Source organism: Polyangium sp. 6x1, assembly GCF_029946515.1.
Lineage (GTDB): Bacteria > Myxococcota_A > Polyangia > Polyangiales > Polyangiaceae > Polyangium.
The window spans coordinates 1-17,544 of sequence record NZ_JARZHH010000003.1 but is presented as its reverse complement, the minus strand read 5'-3'; the positions used below and the strand labels follow the sequence as shown (position 1 = coordinate 17,544).

The 17,544-nt window shown below is 69.9% G+C and carries 13 protein-coding genes; 12 read left to right on the top strand and 1 reads right to left on the bottom strand.

What is annotated here, in order from left to right:
* Positions 1-93 precede the first annotated feature (93 nt).
* From QHF85_RS05050 to QHF85_RS05000, 11 genes are all read left to right on the top strand, one after another.
* Positions 94-798 (top strand): hypothetical protein, encoded by a 705-nt coding sequence (locus QHF85_RS05050; protein WP_281325902.1) that lies wholly within the window; start codon positions 94-96, stop codon positions 796-798.
* Entirely contained in the window at positions 795-1,562 is a 768-nt protein-coding gene (locus tag QHF85_RS05045; protein WP_281325901.1) for a hypothetical protein, read from the top strand. The genes QHF85_RS05050 and QHF85_RS05045 overlap by 4 nt, the downstream gene beginning before the upstream one ends.
* On the top strand, positions 1,559-2,242 hold the full coding sequence (locus QHF85_RS05040) for a hypothetical protein (RefSeq protein ID WP_281325900.1): 684 nt from the start codon (positions 1,559-1,561) through the stop codon (positions 2,240-2,242). Before QHF85_RS05045 ends, QHF85_RS05040 begins: the two co-directional genes overlap by 4 nt.
* Positions 2,239-2,922, top strand: a complete 684-nt coding sequence (locus QHF85_RS05035; protein WP_281325899.1) for a response regulator transcription factor — start codon at positions 2,239-2,241, stop codon at positions 2,920-2,922. Before QHF85_RS05040 ends, QHF85_RS05035 begins: the two co-directional genes overlap by 4 nt.
* Positions 2,915-4,408, top strand: coding sequence for an ATP-binding protein (locus QHF85_RS05030; protein WP_281325898.1), 1,494 nt, complete (start codon positions 2,915-2,917; stop codon positions 4,406-4,408). The genes QHF85_RS05035 and QHF85_RS05030 overlap by 8 nt, the downstream gene beginning before the upstream one ends.
* Before the next feature lie 42 nt (positions 4,409-4,450).
* Positions 4,451-5,263 (top strand): alpha/beta fold hydrolase, encoded by an 813-nt coding sequence (locus tag QHF85_RS05025; protein WP_281325897.1) that lies wholly within the window; start codon positions 4,451-4,453, stop codon positions 5,261-5,263.
* Positions 5,264-5,410: 147 nt separating this feature from the next.
* Positions 5,411-8,740: a DVUA0089 family protein gene (locus QHF85_RS05020; RefSeq protein ID WP_281325896.1), complete on the top strand. Its 3,330-nt coding sequence runs from the start codon at positions 5,411-5,413 to the stop codon at positions 8,738-8,740.
* 95 nt (positions 8,741-8,835) lie between these two features.
* Entirely contained in the window at positions 8,836-10,155 is a 1,320-nt protein-coding gene (locus tag QHF85_RS05015) for a hypothetical protein (protein WP_281325895.1), read from the top strand.
* Positions 10,156-11,266: 1,111 nt separating this feature from the next.
* The gene (locus QHF85_RS05010) at positions 11,267-11,785 is read left to right on the top strand and encodes an N-acetyltransferase (RefSeq protein WP_281325894.1); all 519 of its coding nucleotides are present in this window, start codon (positions 11,267-11,269) and stop codon (positions 11,783-11,785) included.
* Positions 11,786-11,863: 78 nt separating this feature from the next.
* On the top strand, positions 11,864-12,787 hold the full coding sequence (locus QHF85_RS05005) for an alpha/beta fold hydrolase (RefSeq protein ID WP_281325893.1): 924 nt from the start codon (positions 11,864-11,866) through the stop codon (positions 12,785-12,787).
* A gap of 520 nt (positions 12,788-13,307) precedes the next feature.
* Positions 13,308-14,081 (top strand): hypothetical protein, encoded by a 774-nt coding sequence (locus tag QHF85_RS05000; protein ID WP_281325892.1) that lies wholly within the window; start codon positions 13,308-13,310, stop codon positions 14,079-14,081.
* Between the two features lie 9 nt (positions 14,082-14,090).
* Here the strand turns inward: QHF85_RS05000 and QHF85_RS04995 are convergent, their stop codons facing one another.
* Positions 14,091-15,581 (bottom strand): alkaline phosphatase family protein, encoded by a 1,491-nt coding sequence (locus QHF85_RS04995; protein ID WP_281325891.1) that lies wholly within the window; start codon positions 15,579-15,581, stop codon positions 14,091-14,093.
* A gap of 314 nt (positions 15,582-15,895) precedes the next feature.
* Here QHF85_RS04995 and QHF85_RS04990 point away from each other — a divergent pair, with 314 nt between their 5' ends.
* The gene (locus tag QHF85_RS04990) at positions 15,896-17,464 is read left to right on the top strand and encodes an ATP-binding protein (protein ID WP_281325890.1); all 1,569 of its coding nucleotides are present in this window, start codon (positions 15,896-15,898) and stop codon (positions 17,462-17,464) included.
* Positions 17,465-17,544 lie beyond the last annotated feature (80 nt).

The following is a 17,544-nucleotide window of genomic DNA, read 5'->3' as shown; positions in this document are numbered from 1 at the left end:
CGAGTCTTCCGCGGGGAAGGCAGAGGAGCGCCAAACCGGGGCGATACGAAGGAGGGGTCTGGCGCGGCCCGTGGCCGCCACACCGGAGGAATCATGCAAGCCCACGCTTCGTACGTCGATGCCCTCGCGGGCGACGCCCCGCCCGAGCCCCAGGGAGCCCCGCCCCCGAGCCAGCCCGAAGAGGCGCAGGTCGTCGCCCCCGTTCCCCCCGCCGACGAGGGCGCTCCGTCGTTCGCGAAGGCGCTGCTCGGCGATGGGCCGGAAGGCGTCGCGGCCGCGCTGCGCGACGACGCGCGGAGGTTCGCCACGGCGCTCGCGCTGTCGGCGCTCTACGGGCTTTCGATCGGGACGCGAGACGGCGGGCTTTCGATCCTGAAGCACGCGGCCGCGGTGCCACTCGCGCCGCTCGCCGTCGCAGGGCTCGGCGTGCCCGCGCTGTTCATCGTGCTCACGATGTTCGACGCGCCGGTCGATCCGCCGGCCGCGGTGAAGGCCGCGGCGCGCGGGGCCGCGACGACGGGCCTTGTGCTCGGCGGTCTCGCGCCTGCGATGGCGCTCTTCGTGACGACGTCGAGCTCGCGCATCGGCGCGGCGTTCTCGGCGGGGCTCGGCCTCCTCCTCGCGGGGATCTTCGGGCTTCGCGCGTTCCTCGGGGCGATCGGGACGCCGCTCGGGCGCGCCCCCGCGGGCGTGCGAACGATGAGCGGATTCGCGCTCGCAGGCTTCGCGATCTTCGCGACGGCGCTGTCGGCGCGGGTCTGGTGGAGCACGCTGCCGATCTTCGGAGGTGCCCCGTGAGCGCCACCGTCCTCGCCCGCTTGCTCCGCTCGCCCGGTGACGTCGCCCGCGCTTGTCGCGACGACGATCCGGAGGTGCGCGCCATCGCCGCGACCTCGCTCGCCTCGATCGCGCTCGGCGCGGCCGCGTTCGGCGGCGTGATCGGGAGCTTCCGCGGCGGCGCGCAGATCCTCTACGGCGCGGCGAAGGTGCCGCTCGCCGTGCTCGCGACGCTCGCGCTCTCGGTGCCGGCGTTCCACGCGCTCGCCGCGGTGCTCGGCCGGCCCTGGCCGATGCGATCGATCGTGGCGCTCGCGCTCGCGTCGGCGGGTCGATCGTCGCTCGTGCTGCTCGCGTTCGCGCCCGCGCTCTGGCTGATGCTCGATCTCGGCATGGGCTACCACACGGCGGCGATCGTGGCGTCGGGCGCGTACGCCGTGGCCGGGTTCGCGGCGCTGTCCTTGCTCGTGCGCGGGCTCGGCGAAGGGAAAGGGCGGATCACGACGGCGATCGCGTTCATCGGCGTGTTCTTCGCGGTCGGCGGACAAACCGCGTGGATCCTGCGTCCGTATCTGGTGCGGCCGCGCGCGACGAACGTGCCGTTCTTGCGCGACCGCGAGGGCAGCTTCGCCGAGTCCGTGCTGACGAGCTTGACGTCGGCCGCGATCTACAGCGACCGGCCGTATCGGATCGACGCGCCGCCTGCCCCCGCGTCCGATGCGTGGGAGGGCCGCACGCGGTCGCGCGAGGTCGAGGAGGATTTCGAGGAGGAGGGCGGGCAATGAGCCTGCGGGATCTGTCGCTGCTCTACCTCGTCGCGGGGATCTGCTGCGCGGTAGCGATCTATCGGTCGTCCCCCGAGGGAGGCTCGCGCGCGGCGGTGTCGGCGGCGCTGGCCGTGCCGCTCTGGCCGCTCTGGGCGCCGATCGCGCTGACCGCGAAGCGCGCGGCGGACACGCCGAAGGGCGCCGCGGGGAGCGCGCTCGTCCGGGTGAAAGCGGCGCTCGCGGAGGCCGTCGAGGCGTCGCGGGGGACGCCGCTCGCGAGCGTGCTGCCGGCGGAAGCGGCGGCGCGGATCGAGGCGGAGGTCGCGCGGCGCGTCGAGCGGCACGCGGAGCTCGAAGCGCTCCTCCGGAAGGAGGCGTTCGATCTTTCGCGGGCCGAGGCGCGCGTGCGCGAGATCGAGCGCGCCTCGGGGTCGAGCCGCGCGCTCGCGACGGCGCGGCTCGACCTCGACAACGTCCGCCGACTGTCCTTGCTGCGCGACCGGGACGCGCGCGCCCTGGAGGAGCTCTGCGCGCTCGCCGAGGCGCTGCGCACGCAGGTGACGGTGGCGCGCTTCAGCGGATCCTCCGCGGCGGACATCGGTGGTATCGTCTCGGAGGTGCAGGCGCGGGTCGAGGGCCTCGGCGCCGCCCTCGAAGCCGAAGAGAGCCTGCGCGCCGAGGAGCCGATCGAGACGTGAGCAAGCACATCCTGGTCGTCGACGACGAGGCGCGCATCCGAGAGGTTTTGCAGTACGCGCTGCAAAAAGAGGGCTACGAGGTCTCCGTCGTGACCGACGGCCGCGAGGCGATCGAGGCCGTCGCGAAGGGCTCTGTGGACCTCGTGATCCTCGACGTGATGCTCCCCGAGGTCGACGGCCTCTCCGCGTGCCGCCACATCCGCACCGAGAGCCGCGTGCCGATCCTGTTCCTGTCGGCGCGCAGTGACGAGATCGATCGCGTGCTCGGGCTCGACCTCGGCGGCGACGACTACCTCACGAAGCCCTTCTCGGTGCGCGAGCTCGTGGCGCGCGTAAAAGCCTTGTTTCGCAGGCTCGAAGCGCCGGGCGAGGCCACGCGCAAGGTGCTCACGCACGGGCGGATCGAGGTCGACGTGGAGCGGCACGAGGCGCGGCTCGACGGCGCGCCCGTGACCCTCACGGCGACGGAGCTCGGCCTGCTCGGCGCGCTGCTCGAACGACCCGGGATCGTGCTCTCGCGCAGCCAGCTCATGACGCGCGCCTACCGCTACGACAACCTGATCACCGAGCGCACGATCGACACGCACGTCCGCAGGATCCGCGCGAAGTTCCGCGCGGCCGGCGGCGAGGACCCGATCGCGACGGTGCACGGCGTCGGATACAAGGTCGCCGGTGCGTAGGCTGCTCGTCCTGCTCGGCCGCATCCGGGTGCGGCTGCTCGCGGTGAATTTGCTCGCGCTGTTCGTGCCCGCGATCGGGCTCGAATTCGCGCGGATCCACGAGCGGGAGCTGCTGAACGGGCTCGAGCGCGACATGTCGAACCAGGCGATCCTCGTGCGCTCGTTCGTCGAGCAAGACCTCCGCGCGGGCCGCGCGCTCGGGGATCCGGAGCACCAGAAGATCCTCGCGACGGCGGCGCAGCGGACGCGGACGCGGATCCGGCTCCTCGGCAAGAGCGGCGAGGTGATCGGCGACTCGCACGCGGAGGGGCCGCCCGAGGGGCCGGAGCCGCCGCCGCCGCTCATGCTGCCGCGTCCGAAGGACGTGCGATGGGTGCTCGACATGCGCGCGGCGCCCGGCGAGAGATGGCCTCTCGTCGCGGATCGCTACGAAGTGCGCTCGGCGCTCGACGGCAAGAAGGCGACACGCACGCGCGTGCGTGACCGCGACCCCGGCGTGATTCTCTTCCTCGCGGAGCCGATCCGCGCGGGCGGCGAGGTGACGGGCGTCGTGTACGTGGCGCGATCGACGCAGCCCGTTTTGTTCGAGCTCTACCGCATCCGCGCGGGCCTCGGGCGCGTGCTCCTGGTCGCGCTGCTCGGCACGGGCCTCGTGACGCTCGTGCTCGCGTGGAGCATCTCGCGGCCGCTCGGTCGGCTCTCACGCGCGGCCAAGCGCATCGCGGCGGGCGAGCGGGACGTCGTGGTGCCGATCGGAGGCGGCGGCGAGATCCGCGAGCTCGGCGAGTCGTTCGCGGCGATGAAAGAGCGGCTCGACGCGCGCATGCAGTACATCTCGGAGTTCGCGGCGGACGTGGCGCACGAGTTCAAGTCGCCGCTCACCTCGATCCGCGGCGCGGCGGAGCTGCTCGGGGAAGGTGCGCACGACGATCCCGAGGCGCGCGTGCGCTTCTTGCGAAACATCGAGCTCGACGTCGAGCGGCTCGATCGGCTGGTCTCGCGCCTGCTCCAGCTCTCGCGCATCGAGGCCTCGGCCGAGCCGATGCGCGTCTGCGACCTTTCGGCGCTCGCGCTCGCGGCGAAGGAGCGCGCGTCGGGGCCGGATCAGCCGGTGATCCTCGAATTCTCCGCGCGCGAGCGGGAGGTGTACTGCCGGCCCACGGACGTCGAGACGGCGCTCGGGAACCTGCTCGACAACGCCGTGCGATTCTCACCGCCGGGAGAGCCGGTGCATCTGCGCGTCGAGGGAGGGCCGCCCGAGGCGGTGATCCGCATCTCCGTGGAAGATCGTGGCCCCGGCGTGCCGCCTGCGATCCTGCCGCGCATCTTCGACAGGTTCTTCACGACGGACGCGGATCGCGACGGCACGGGGCTCGGGCTCGCGATCGTGAAGAGCGTGGCGGAAGCGCACGGCGGCCGGGTGCTCGTCGACAATCGACCGGGCAAGGGCGTCACCTTCACCCTGGAGATTCCCTGCCGGCGGTGAAGAGACTTCGCGTTGCCTCGCGGAGCCTCTACGTTGCATGGGATGACGTGGGTGGGTCAGGAGCCACGCGTTCTCGAGCGAGAAGGCTGTCCGATTCACTACTGGCTCGTCGGCGACGCGGGGCGTCCGCTCGTCGTGCTCACCCACGGCGCGGGGCTCGATCACCGGATGTGGCGCGACAACGTCGCAGCGCTCGCCGAGCAGCATCGTGTGCTCCTCTGGGACGTGCGCGGGCACGGGCTCTCGCGACCGATGGGGACACGTTTCACGGTCGAGACCGTGATCGACGACCTGGTGGCGCTGCTCGACACGGTCGGCGCGCCACCGGCGGTGCACGTAGGGCAAAGCATGGGAGGGAACCTGGTGCAGGAGCTCGTCCGGAGGCACCCCGATCGCGTGCGCGCGCTCGTGCTCGTGGACTGCGCGTGCAACACGGCGGAGCTCTCCTGGATGGAGCGCCTCGGCCTATGGCTCGCGCCTGCAATGCTCTGGCTCTATCCGTACGGCGCATTGTTGAGGCACAGCGCGCAATCGGTCTCGGCCGTGGAGAGCGTGCGTGTGTACTGCGAGGAGGCGATGTTGCGCCTCGAAAAGCACGAAACGATCGAGGTGATGAGGGCGGTCCTCGGCTGCCTGCGTGACGCGCCAGACGACCGCATCCCGAAGCCGTTCGTGCTCGTGCGCGGAGCGCTGAGCCGCGCCGGATCGATCGCGAAACAAGGACCCGCGTGGGCCCTTCGGGATCCGTCGTGTCGCGGCGACGTGGTGATCGCGGGCGCGAACCACTGCGTGAACATGGATGCGCCTCGGGCCTTCAACGACGCCGTGCGCTCGTTCCTCGCGACGCTCGCGTGACGGGACTTCGGACCAATGAACGCTTGACGCCGGCCCGTTGATTCATTGAGGTATCCGGGCTCTTCGCTTGCAGAGGCCCTCGGGTACGCGTCTCGGAAGCAGGCGTCGGGCGAGACATCGCGAACCATTGGGAGCGAAGAATCGCGCATGACGAGGCTAACGAGGCACGTGGGTATGGCGCTCGTGATCGGCCTTGGATCGTTCGGATCCATGGGCTGCGAGCTGATCGCAGCGGTCGATCGGAGTGATATTCCGCAAGGACAAGGCGGTTCCGGGGGCACCGGAGGCCAGGGCGGCCAAGGCGGCCAAGGCGGCGTGGGAGGCCAAGGCGGCGCAGGCGGCCAGGGCGGCCAGGGCGGCGCAGGAGGCCAGGGCGGCGCAGGAGGCCAGGGCGGCGCAGGAGGCCAGGGCGGCGCGGGCGGCCAGGGCGGCGCGGGCGGCTCGATGGCCGTGTGCGGCGACGGTCAGACCACCGGCGCCGAGACCTGCGACGACGGGAACACGACGGCGGACGACGGCTGCGACGCCACGTGCGCCACGGAGACCGGCTGGAGCTGCACCGGCGAGCCCAGCGTGTGCACGCCGACCTGCGGCGACGGCGCGATCCTCGGCGGCGAGGCGTGCGACGACGGCAACACGACGGCCGACGACGGCTGCGACGCCACGTGCGCGCAGGAACCGGGCTGGATGTGCACGGGCGAGCCCAGCGTGTGCGTGAGCGAATGCGGCGACGGCATCGTCGTCGTCGTGGAGGCGTGCGACGACGCCAACACGACCGACATGGACGGGTGCAGCTTGTGCGCCGTGGAGAACGGCTGGACCTGCACGGGTCAGCCGAGCGCGTGCAGCACGACCTGCGGCGACGGCATCGTCGCCGGCGCCGAGGAGTGCGACGACGGCAACACGAAGGACCTCGACGGCTGCAGCTCGACGTGCGTGGTCGACACGTTCACGGAGACCGAGCCGAACAACGGCGCTGCCACGGCGAACGGCCCGTATTCGGCGCCCGTCCTGGTCAGCGGCGCGATCAGCCCCGGCAGTGACGCCGACTGGATCCAGATCACCGTCCCCGCGACGGTCGACCTGCACATCGAGACGTACGACGGGTCCGGCCCGTCGAGCTGCGCGAACATCGACACGCTCGTCACGCTCTACGCGAGCGACGGCACCACGGTGATCGCCTCCGACGACGACGGCGGCACGAACGCGTGCTCGCGCCTCGACGGCACGACGAGCCCGGCGCTGCGGCACATCGCGGCGGGCACGTACTACGTGAAGGTCGAAGAGGCGGGCAATGACAAGGCGATCCCGAGCTACAAGCTCGTCGTGACGTACGACGCGCTCTGCGGCGACGGCACCGTGAGCGGCTCCGAGGAGTGCGACGGCGGCGCGGGCTGCGCGGCGACGTGCGATCGCATCGCGGTCTGCGGCGACGGCAACGTCGATGCGCCCGAGACCTGCGACGACGGCAACACGATGGACGGCGACACGTGCAGCGCGACCTGCCAGACGTCGGTCCTCATGGAGACGGAGCCGAACGACACGAACGCGCAAGCGTCGGGCGGCTTCGCCCCGCCCGCGCTCTACCAGGGCGCGATCAGCCCGGCGACGGACGTCGACTTCTACGCGATCAAGCTCGACCAGACGAGCGACCTCACGGTCGAGTCGTTCGACGTGAACGGCCCTGGCACGTGCAACGGCATCGACACGTTGCTCCGCCTCTACGGCACCGACGGCACCACGCTCCTGCTCGAGCGCGACCTCGGCGGCCTCGGCGCGTGCGGCAAGATCGATTCGAAGAAAGCCGGCGACGCCGCGGCTCGGCACCTGCCGGCGGGCACGTATTTCGTCTCGGTCGAGGACTACCTCAACAACACGGAGATCCCCGGTTATCGCCTGCAAGTCACGCTCGACGCGACGTGCGGCAACGGCAAGGTCGAGGGCGCCGAGGAGTGCGACGGCGGCGCGGGCTGCTCGATGACGTGCGATCGCAACGCGGTCTGCGGCGACAGCATCATCGACGCGCCCGAGACGTGCGACGACGGCAACACGACGGCCGGCGACGGCTGCGACGCGTCGTGCATGAAGGAGTCGACGCTGGAGACGGAGCCGAACAACGACTCTGCGACCGCAAACGGCCCCTTCACGCCGTACGCGATCGTGAGCGGCGCGATCACCCCGGGCAGCGACGTCGACGTCTACAGCTTCACGCTGAGCGCGATCTCGGACGTCCGCCTCCAGACGCACGACGCGAACGGCCCCGGCACCTGCGCGCTGCCGCTCGACACGGTGATCACGCTCTACGGCCCCGACGGCACGACCGTGCTCGCGACGGCGGATGACGGCGGCGTCAACATCTGCTCGCGCATCTCGGGCAAGACGCACGCGGGCGCGCGGCACCTCGCCCCGGGCACGTATTTCGTCAAGGTCGAGGACTTCGAGAACAACACGGTCATCCCCGGGTATCTGCTCGAAATGGCCGTGGAGTCCGTCTGCGGCGACGGCGTGATCGAGGGCAGCGAGGAGTGCGACGGCGGCGCCGGCTGCGAGGCGACCTGCGATCGCACGGAGGTCTGCGGCGACGGCTACCTCGACGGCGCGGAGGCCTGCGACGACGGCAACACGATGGCGGGCGACGGCTGCAGCGCCACGTGCGCGCTGGAGTCGATGGCCGAGGTCGAGCCGAACAACGCCACGGCCGAAGCGGACGCCTCCGGCGTGATGCTGATGGGTTCGGGCAACGTGACGGGCGCCATCGCGGCGGCGGGCGACGTCGACCTCTTCCCTCTCCACCTCGCATCGGACGCGGTGCTCGTGCTCGAAACGCTGAACGCCACGGGCATCGGCTGCGGCTTCACCTCGACGCTGCGCCTGCTCGATTCGACGGGTCAGCTCATCGACACCGACAACGTGAGCGGCGAGGGCTCCTGCTCGGCGCTGACGATGAACCTCGCCGCGGGCGTGTATTACGTCGGCGTCGAGGAGATGAACAACGACGGCACGATCGCCTCGTACATGCTGCGGGCGAAGGTGCTCACGGAGAGCGGCCCGGAGGCCGAGCCGAACGATCAGACGGCCGACGCGAACGCGGCGACGGGCTGGGACACGGTCGTCACGGCCGCGCACCCGACCTTCGACGATTACGACTACTTCGAGATCACGGTCCCGGCGGGCAAATCGCTGCGGGCCGAGGTCATCGAGGGGACGGCCGCGGAGTCGTGCGCGAATGGCGCGGATCCCATCGACAGCTATCTGACGCTCTACGATGCGGCGGGCGTCGAGCTCGGCTCGGACGACGACGGCGGTCGCGGGTATTGCTCGGCAATCGACGGCCTCGGCGCGACGCCGACGCACGGATTCGCCCACAACCTCGCGGGCGGCACGTATTACGTGCTCGTGCAGGCTGCGCCGTTCTCGGCGACGCCGGGCAACCCCGTGGCCGAATTCGATTACAAGCTCGCGATCACCATCCGGTGATCCGTCGGGATGGGGGTGGCTGCCCGCCCCCATCCGTCCCGCCTCCCATTTTCCTCCAAGCTTGACGTCACCACGAAGTAAGCGACAACTGGGGCATGTTTCCCCGATTGTTCGCGCTCTCCCCGCTCGTCCCGCTCCTCGGCTGCGCCCAAGGCGCCGAGCTGCCCGATTTCACGTCCGGGGCTGGCGCGTCGCTCGCCGTGAGCAGCTCGTCGTCCGCGAGCAGCAGCGCCGGCACGGGCGGCAATGGCGGCGCCTTCGGCATGGGCGGAAGCGGCGGCGGGAATGGCGGCGCGGGCGGAAGCGGCGGCAGCGGCGGTGGGGGCGGAATGGGCGGTGCGGGCGGCTCCGGTGGAATGGGCGGCTCCGGTGGAATGGGCGGCGCGGGCGGCGGCGGTCCCACGGGCACGATGCTCGTGCTCGCGGGTCCGGGCGCGGGGGAAGCCCATTACGATCCGGCCGCCGGCTGGGCCACGGGCTCGGTCAACCTCCAGTTTTCCGCGGCAGGGCTGGCGCCGAAGCCGGAGGGCGTCGTCGCGGTCCTGCGCCGTCAGAGCGCGGATGCGGCCGAGAACAACGAGCTCTTCTGGGCGACGTGGACGAAGGCCGGGGGCTTCGGGGCCGTGCAGAAGGTCGGCAACTTCGGATTCGCGCAGGACGGCCCCGCGGCATCCCCGCTCGGCGTGGCCACGCTGATGACGTTCCTCGGCACGGACAACAAGCATTACTTCGCGCAAAACGACGGCGGCGCCTTTGGTCCGTTCAGCCCGCTGCCCGCCGGCATCGTGCATCTCCAGGCGTTCGGCCCGAGCACGACGGCGCTCGCGAGCGATGGCGCGGCGGGGGCGTACGCGGTGTATGCGGGCGACGACGCGCGCCTTTATTACGTCACGAAGAGCGGCCCCGGGAGCACGTGGACGCTTTCGTCGCAGGTGCCGACCTCGACCGTGGCGAACTGGCTGCGCCCGTTCGCGCTCGTCGACGCGGACCAGGACCTCCGCATTTTTTACGTGCGGCAAGGCGACAACCTGATCTGCACGGTCAAGCTGATCACCCCGCAGAATGCGTGGAGCGCGGAGGAGACCGTGGGCACGGCGGCGACCGGGCTTTCGCCGTCGGTGGCCGCGACGATCACGGGCGATTTCGTGGTCGCGTATCGCGGCGTGCTGAACGAGGGGATCTATTTCGTGCGTGGCAAGGACGGGGCGTGGGGCGCGGTCACGACGGTCGAGGTCCCGCAGACCACGTCCTCCGCGCCGGTCGCGCTTTCCGGTTTGTCAGGGGCCAACGCGGAGATCGTGTATGCGACGGGAGGGGCGCTGAAGCATGCGCGGGTCGTTGGAGCACAGGTGACGGTGGCGGCTGTGCCGGGGATGGCGAATGTGACGACTGTGGCGGCGACGATTGTGCCTTGATGCAGCAAAAACAACCCGTCACTTCTGAACTCGCGGACGACGGCTCCTCCAAACCGAAACGGTTGAGTTCACATACTTCCCGATGGCGAGGCGACTCCGCATTTCTTGGCCTGGCTCATATAGTCACCGCCTGCGTCACATTCGGCTTTTACCCTGTCGCAGCATGCGGTGCAATCCGCGCCCAACCCGCGCGTATTGCAGCCACTGTAACAGACCTCCTGATAGTCTGCACATGTCGGCTTTGCGGCGTCGTTCCGTTGTCGCGATCGATGGCCTATAGGCTGCATTGTAGCCGCAGCAAGAACCAGGAGTCCGAACAGGGCGATTGCACCAACTGCAAGTAAAAGGTGTCGCCTCATCGCCTTTCCTCCCTCGTCACCGTTGGCTCACGTGGCCCATTCCATTGCTCAACCGGCGCATGTTCCGCGAGTCCTGACTACTCCTCGCAGCTTGAGAAGCTATAGTTGCCACCATCGGAATCGCATTTACGCGCCTCGTTGTGGCAACAAAGATCACACGCCAAGCTAAAGCCGGATTTGGCGCACCGATTCTGACAGGCCACCATTCTTCGATGACAGACATCGTCATCAATCGTTGGTGGAGAGGGACCACAGGCCGCCACTGAAACAGCTAACGCCGCTCCGCTGAACGCATTCACCAGAAACCGCGGCACATGAACTGCAAACCGTCCCATTACATTCGCCTCCTGGTCGTCCGTCACGCACTCTCATGGGTCCATTGGCGGGATGGTGCTTGACAGCAAAAGACGCGCGGGTCGAGTAGGGCACGGTACACGATCGAATAGACCGCCGGAAGGGGGTGGATGAGCCGGACGAACCCAGGGCGCGCGCCGAGCACGATCGCGCCGAGCGCCGCGAGGGCTGCGCCGTCGAGCACGCGCCCATGCCGAGCACGCGCCGAGCGTCGCGAGGACTGCGCCGAACGCCGAGCGGCGCGAGTTCGTGCCGGGTTCGAGGCGGTTGCACATTTTGACGCGCCGCTCCTCCCCGCCCCCTTACCTCGCCGCGCGACGGAGCGGGGCACTCGTCCAGGTGATCTGGCCTGACCGAACGGCTACGCGAAAGGAGCGCCGCGTGGTAAGAAGGCCGTCATGGGCTCGGACGCGCTCTCGATTCGAAACGCACGACCGGAGGACGCTCCGCAGCTCGCGGCGGCCGAGCGCGCGATCGCGCGCGTGCCGGGGATGCTGGCGTCGAGGCCCGACGAGATCGACGATGACGCCGTTCGAAGGATGATCGTCGACCTCGAAGAGCGCGGCCGCGGCATGTATCTCGTCGCCGAACGCGCGGGCGCGATCGTCGGGCATGCGCTCTTGGAGCCGCTCCCGCTCGCGGTGACGTCGCACGTCGTCCGATTGACGATCGCCGTGCACGAAGGGCATCAAGGCCAGGGCGTCGGAAGGGCCCTCATGAACGAGCTCTTGCGCTGGGCGCGGTCGAACCCGCGCGTCGAAAAAGTCGAGCTCCAGGTGCGCTCGTCGAACGATCGCGCGATCGCGCTGTATCGTTCGCTCGGGTTCGTCGAAGAGGGGCGCAAGACGCGGCGGTTGAAGATCGGTCCAAACGCGTACATCGACGACATCTACATGGCGCTGTGGGTCGGCCCGTAACGCGGGGTGACCGGCGAAGGAACGAAGAACGCTCACGTGGACTGCTACACCCGGGTAGGTAGGTCGAGCGGAGGGCTCATGTCGTTCTGGTACCGCGTCGGTCTGCTGATGACACTCACCGCATGCCAGGGGCCGAGCGTTCCGCCCGCCACGCCCGGAGCGACCACCACGCCCACCGCAACGCCCGCAGGGGTCATGGACGAGTTGGTCGATATCGGCGGACTGTCCCTGCACATCCATTGCATTGGAAAAGGAATCCCGGTTGTCGTGCTCGACTCCGGGCTCGGCGATGACGGTGGCATATGGAGCGAGGTTCAGCCAGAGCTGGGTCGTTTCACGCGCGCCTGTGCCTATGACCGCGCTGGCACGGGCGAGAGCAGCGCTGCGCCGAGACCCCACACGAGCCGACAGATGGTCCGAGAGCTCCACACGCTGCTCGGGCGAGCGGGGATCGCCGGTCCGTATGTGCTCGTCGGTCACTCGCTCGGTGGCCTCAATGTCCGGTTCTTTGCGAGCGAGCACCCGCGCGAAGTGGTCGGCATGGTGCTGGTCGACGCGACGACGGAGGAGCAGGATACTCGCTTCTGGAGCCTGATCCCGGAGGAGGACATGCGTGGGTTTCGGACCTCCTTGGCCGACCACCCGGAGGGGCTCGATTTTGATGCGTTCCTTGCCAGCATGGCGGACGTGCGCAATTCGAAGCGGTCGCTCGGAGACATGCCGCTGGTCGTGCTGACCCATGGAAAGGAGGGGCCGCCGCCGGGGGGCTCGGCCGAGCTCGGCGCACAGATGGCGCGGGTATGGCGCGAGATGCAGTCCGAGCTTCCTCGTCTTTCGTCCAATAGCGTGCACTTCACCGCTGTGGACAGCGGGCACTATATTCACAAGGATGCGCCGCGGCTCGTCGTCGCCGCAATCCAGGAAGTGGTCAGGGCGGTGCGGACGCACGCGCGCGTCGAGGAGAGCACGATGCATGCCCTCCCCCACGGGGGCTCACCCTAGGCACTGCTCTGCGGTGCGGGCATGGTGGGCCGCGACCCCTCCCCCGCGCAGCCCTGCCCTCGCGCCTTGACGCGCCTCCCCTCTACCTCGACGCCGCCCGCCCCTGCCTCGACGCGCCTCGCGCCTTGCCTTGACGCGCGCCACCTCTGCCTTGGCGCGCCTCGCGCCTTGCCTTGACGCGCGCCACCTCTGCCTCGACGCGCCTCGCGCCTTGCCTTGACGCGCGCCACCTCTGCCTCGACGCGCCTCACGCCTACCTCGACGCCGCCGCGCCTCGCCTTGACACGCCTCCCGGCCGTACATCGACGCCCCGAACCTCCTTCGAGGCGCCTCCTCGCCGTACATCGACACCCCGAACCTCCTTCGAGACGCTTCCCAGCCGTTTCGAGACGCCTCCCAGCCGTTTCGAGACGCTCCCCAGCGTTCCAGAGCACGAATCCGACCTTTCCGAGGCACTCCCGAGCGTTCCTGTCCCCACGCGACATCACGCCTCGCCTTCCTCTCACGGAAAGGACACCCCATGCCCCTCGACACAGCCACCATCGCCCCCAAAGCCCGGCAGGAGTACCTCCGCATCGGCAAGCAATTCGGCTCCACCGATACCCTGAACCAGGCCAACAAGACGCTCGAAGCCCTCCACAAGTACGCCCCTACCCTCAAGAATCACGGCTTCAATGGCGCCGACAGCGCGCGGCTCTCGGACGCGCGCGACGCGCTCATCGCCGCCGGTATCGGGCGCGCCGAGGTCGAAGGCCAGCGCAAGCTCACGAACAAGGGATTCGTCGCCGCACTGAAGGAAGGAAAAAGCGTGCGAGAGACCGCTCGCAGCGTCCTCCACGCCGGGCGAAACGATCTCGAAGAGAAAGGCGACGAGGCCACCGCGAATGCGATCGCCGTCGCCCTCGATCAAACGCGCGCCGCGCAGGACGACGCCGAAAAGCTCGCCGTGCAGCTCGATACCCTGCGGGATGTCTTGAAGCGGGAAGGCGTGACGGCCGTGGTGCACGACCGTGGCGGCCCGGACGCCATCGCCCGCCTCGGGATCGCCGCCGACGCCTTGCGCGCCACCGCCAAGGAGCGCGAGGGACAGAGCACCGTGGCCGCGACCGAGCAGCTCGATTTGATCGACGGAATCGTCGTCACCCTCGCGCGCTCGGCGCGCAAAGCCGCGCGCGCGGCCGCCCGCGAGACGAAGCAACCCGCGCTCGCCGCCGCATTCGAGCTGACGCACCTGTACGGCACGCGCGGCGAGCGCGGCCAGGCGCCCGAAGAGGCCTCCGGCGCGCCTGGCTGACGCATCGGATCACTCCCGGATCCGCACCGCCCCGAGCCGCGCGCCCGCCTCGAGCACCCTCTTCGCAATCGCCATCCCCTCCCCGCGCCGATCGAGGTGCCTCGGAATGAGCCCTCGATCGAGCGCCTCCCTGAGCTCCGCATGCGTCTCCGTGTGCTCGCGGCGCGCCATCAGCTCGGCCATCGAGACATCCACCGGGGGCAGCTCCACCGCGGGCTGCGGGTCCGAGAGGTACGCCGGCTGAATGCACGACGACAGATCGTTCGCCGCCGCGATACGCTTGTTCCACGCGGGCATCCCGAATTTCCTGCACAACGTGCGGATCACCGAGACGTGCTCGAGCTGCGTCCCGACAGTGCATCCTTTCCGCGCGAACGGGCCGGCCACGATCGAGGGCACGCGGAAGCCGAGCTGCGCGAATTCGGATTCGTCGTCCTCGGTCGTCGGCGGCGCGACGTGGTCGAAGAACCCGCCGTGCTCGTCGTAGGTCAGGACGAACATCGAGCGGCCCCATTGCGGGCTCTTGGCGAGCGCCGCATACACGCTCGCGATGAGCGCTTGGCCGAGACGGATGTCGTGATCCGGGTGGTCGTCATTCGCGCCGCCGCCGAAGAATTGCGGGTCGATGAACACCACGTTCGGGAGCTTGCCCGCCGCCGCGTCCTCGAAAAACTGCTCGATGCCCGCGAGCCCGGTCGTCTTCAGATACGCGCCCGAGCACCACGCAATGTCGTGGTAATAGACCTTGTGGCTCACCTTGGCTTCGTCGAGGTATTTGAAGACGCTGTCGAAGCCGAGGACGGGGAGATTTCCTTTTTGCCCCTTGCTCGTCGCGCCGTGCAGGTAAAACCGGTTCGGCCACGTCGGCCCCATGACGGAGGCAAACCATCGGTCGCAGACGGCGTGCGCGTCGGCGAGCGCATACGTGATCGGGATTTGCTCCCGGACGTGATACCCCATCACGTCCGCCTGGGCCGATCCCGCGTGGGCCAGGACGAATCCGTCGTTCTTGCCGCCGTTCCACTGCTCGTGCGCCGCGTCCCAGTTGTGCGGCGGATCCTCCGGGGTAAAGTCGTCGAGCTTCGACACGGAAATCCATGATCCGTCCGGCGCCGGGTTCTTTTCCGTGCCGTCGAGGCCGATCACGTCGCGCCCCTCGAGGAGGCGCAAGCTCCCGAGGTAATGGTCGAACGAGCGATTCTCCATCATCAGGATCACGAACGTGTCGATCGGCGCGAGCAGCTCTTCGGGCGAAAGACCGCCCGAATCCGTGCAGCTCTCGCCCGGATCGCCGCCGCCCGCGCCACCTTCGCCGCCCATTCCGCCCATTCCACCGGCGCCGCCCGCGCCGCCCGCGCCGCCCACGCCCGCGCCGCCCGCGACGTCCGTCGCCGATCCCGCGCCGCCGCAGCCAACGGCGGCCGCCGACAGCGCCGCACCTAGACCGAGCAGCACCCGCCTGCGCGCGGCCGCATGACCGTCATCCATTCGTCCGGACATGATCGAACCTCTCCGATAAAAAAGCCGAAAAACACGATAGACGAATCCCCCGGCGATGTGCGCCGAAAGCGCCCCCGCGAAGCGCGTTTCCCGGCGCCCTCGCGCGCCCCGGACGCGCGGCCTGGGCACGGGCCGCGCACCCCGCGCATGGTACGGGCCCTGCTCCTCGCGCGATTCGTGTTCCCGCCGGCCAGCCTCTTCGCGCGGCCTCCTGCAAAGGCTTCGCGTTTGTCTTCCTTTCCAGGGCCTATCGGATCGTCCACCCCGCCCCGCCGGGCGCCGCGCGGCGGTGGGCCATGATCAGGCTCGATCCGATGCGACGGACGCTCGCCGTCGCGAACGCTTCCGTCGGGGAGGGCGAGGCCGAGCGCACGATTGCGCGGCGCAAGCTCGAACAGACGATCGGCGCCGCGTACCTCGTCGCGATCCTCGCCGCGCTCGTCATCGGCGGCGTGGCGAGCTTCGCCCTGCAATCGGTGATCGCGAGCCAGGACCGCGTCGAGGAGATCTACGGCGCGGAGCTGCTCGAAGTGGAGCGGCTGCGCACCGGCGCGATGACGAAAGCCTCGCAGGGCCGCGCCTACCTGCTCACCGGCGATCCCGAGATGCTCGAAGCGAGCTACGCGGCGCGGCATGCGTTCGAGACGCGGCTCGGCGCGCTGCTCGCGCGCACGGAGGACCCGGCCGAGCGCGCGCGGATCGAGCGCGTCGCGACCGCGCAAAAAGCCCACCAGGAGGCGCTCGCACGCGCGTTCGCGTTGCATCGCGCGGGCGGGACGCACGAGGACGTGGGGCGCGTCGTCGCGGCCGAGGTGATCCCGAAGCTCGGGGCGCTCGGGGTGGCGATCGACGACTACGAGCTCTTCGTGGACTCGCGCCTCGAGGTGGCCCGCGACAACGCCCGGCGCGCCGCCACGCGCTCGTCACGGCTCGTCGTCATCGTCGCGTGCGCCGCCGTCCTGCTCGCGGCCGGCCTCGGTGTGCTGCTCACGCGCACGATGCACCGGCTCTACCGCGCGGCCGAGGAGCGGCTCGCGCTCTTCGCGCGGGAGGAGCGCGCCCGCGCGGAGGCCGAGGAGGCGCGGCGAAACCTCGCGGAGACGGTCGAGCGGCTCTCGCGCGTCAACGAGGATCTCGACGCGTTCGCCGGCCGCATCGCCCACGATCTGCGGAACCTGCTCACGCCGATCGCGCTCGTGCCGCCGCGGCTGCGGCGCGCCGAGGGCAAGGAGGCGACCGAGCGGATCGCGACCTCCCTCGAACGATCGGTCACGCGGGCAAACGCGGTGCTCGAGGGCCTGCTCGCGTTCTCGCGATCGAGCCGCCCCGACGACACGAGCCAGAAGGCGTCGGTGCGCGAGGTCGTCGCAGAGGTCGCGGAGGAGCTCGCGCAGGCGGCCGCCGAGGCGCGCGTGGACGTCACGGTCCACGTCGAGGACACGCGCGTCGCCTGTTCGCCCGAGCTCTTGCACGTCGTCGTGCTCAACCTGCTCGGCAACGCGCTCAAGTACATCGCGGGCTCGGCGGAGCGGCGCGTCTCGATCCGCGCGGCGCGGGCCGACGGAGGCTTCGTCGAGCTCGCCGTCGAGGACACCGGGCCCGGCATCCCCGACGGCGCGAAGGACCGCATCTTCGAGCCGTTTTACCGTGTCCCCGGCGTACGCGCGCCGGGCACGGGGATCGGCCTCGCCACGGTGCGTCGTATCGTGACCGCGCACGAAGGCCGCATCGAGTGCGTCTCCACGCTCGGCCGAGGGACGACGTTCCGCGTGTGGATCCCGTGCGCGGAGCGAACGACGCAGAACCCCTGCCCTGCGCCCGCCGGGCGAGGTATGGCGGGCGCATCGGCTCCCCTCTCCCGCGAGGGAGAGGGGCTCGGCTAGAGCATCGAATAGTTCGATGCTCTGCGAGATCGCGAAGCGAGCTCGCCTCGGGGGGTGAATCGGCCGGGCTCCGCCTGGCC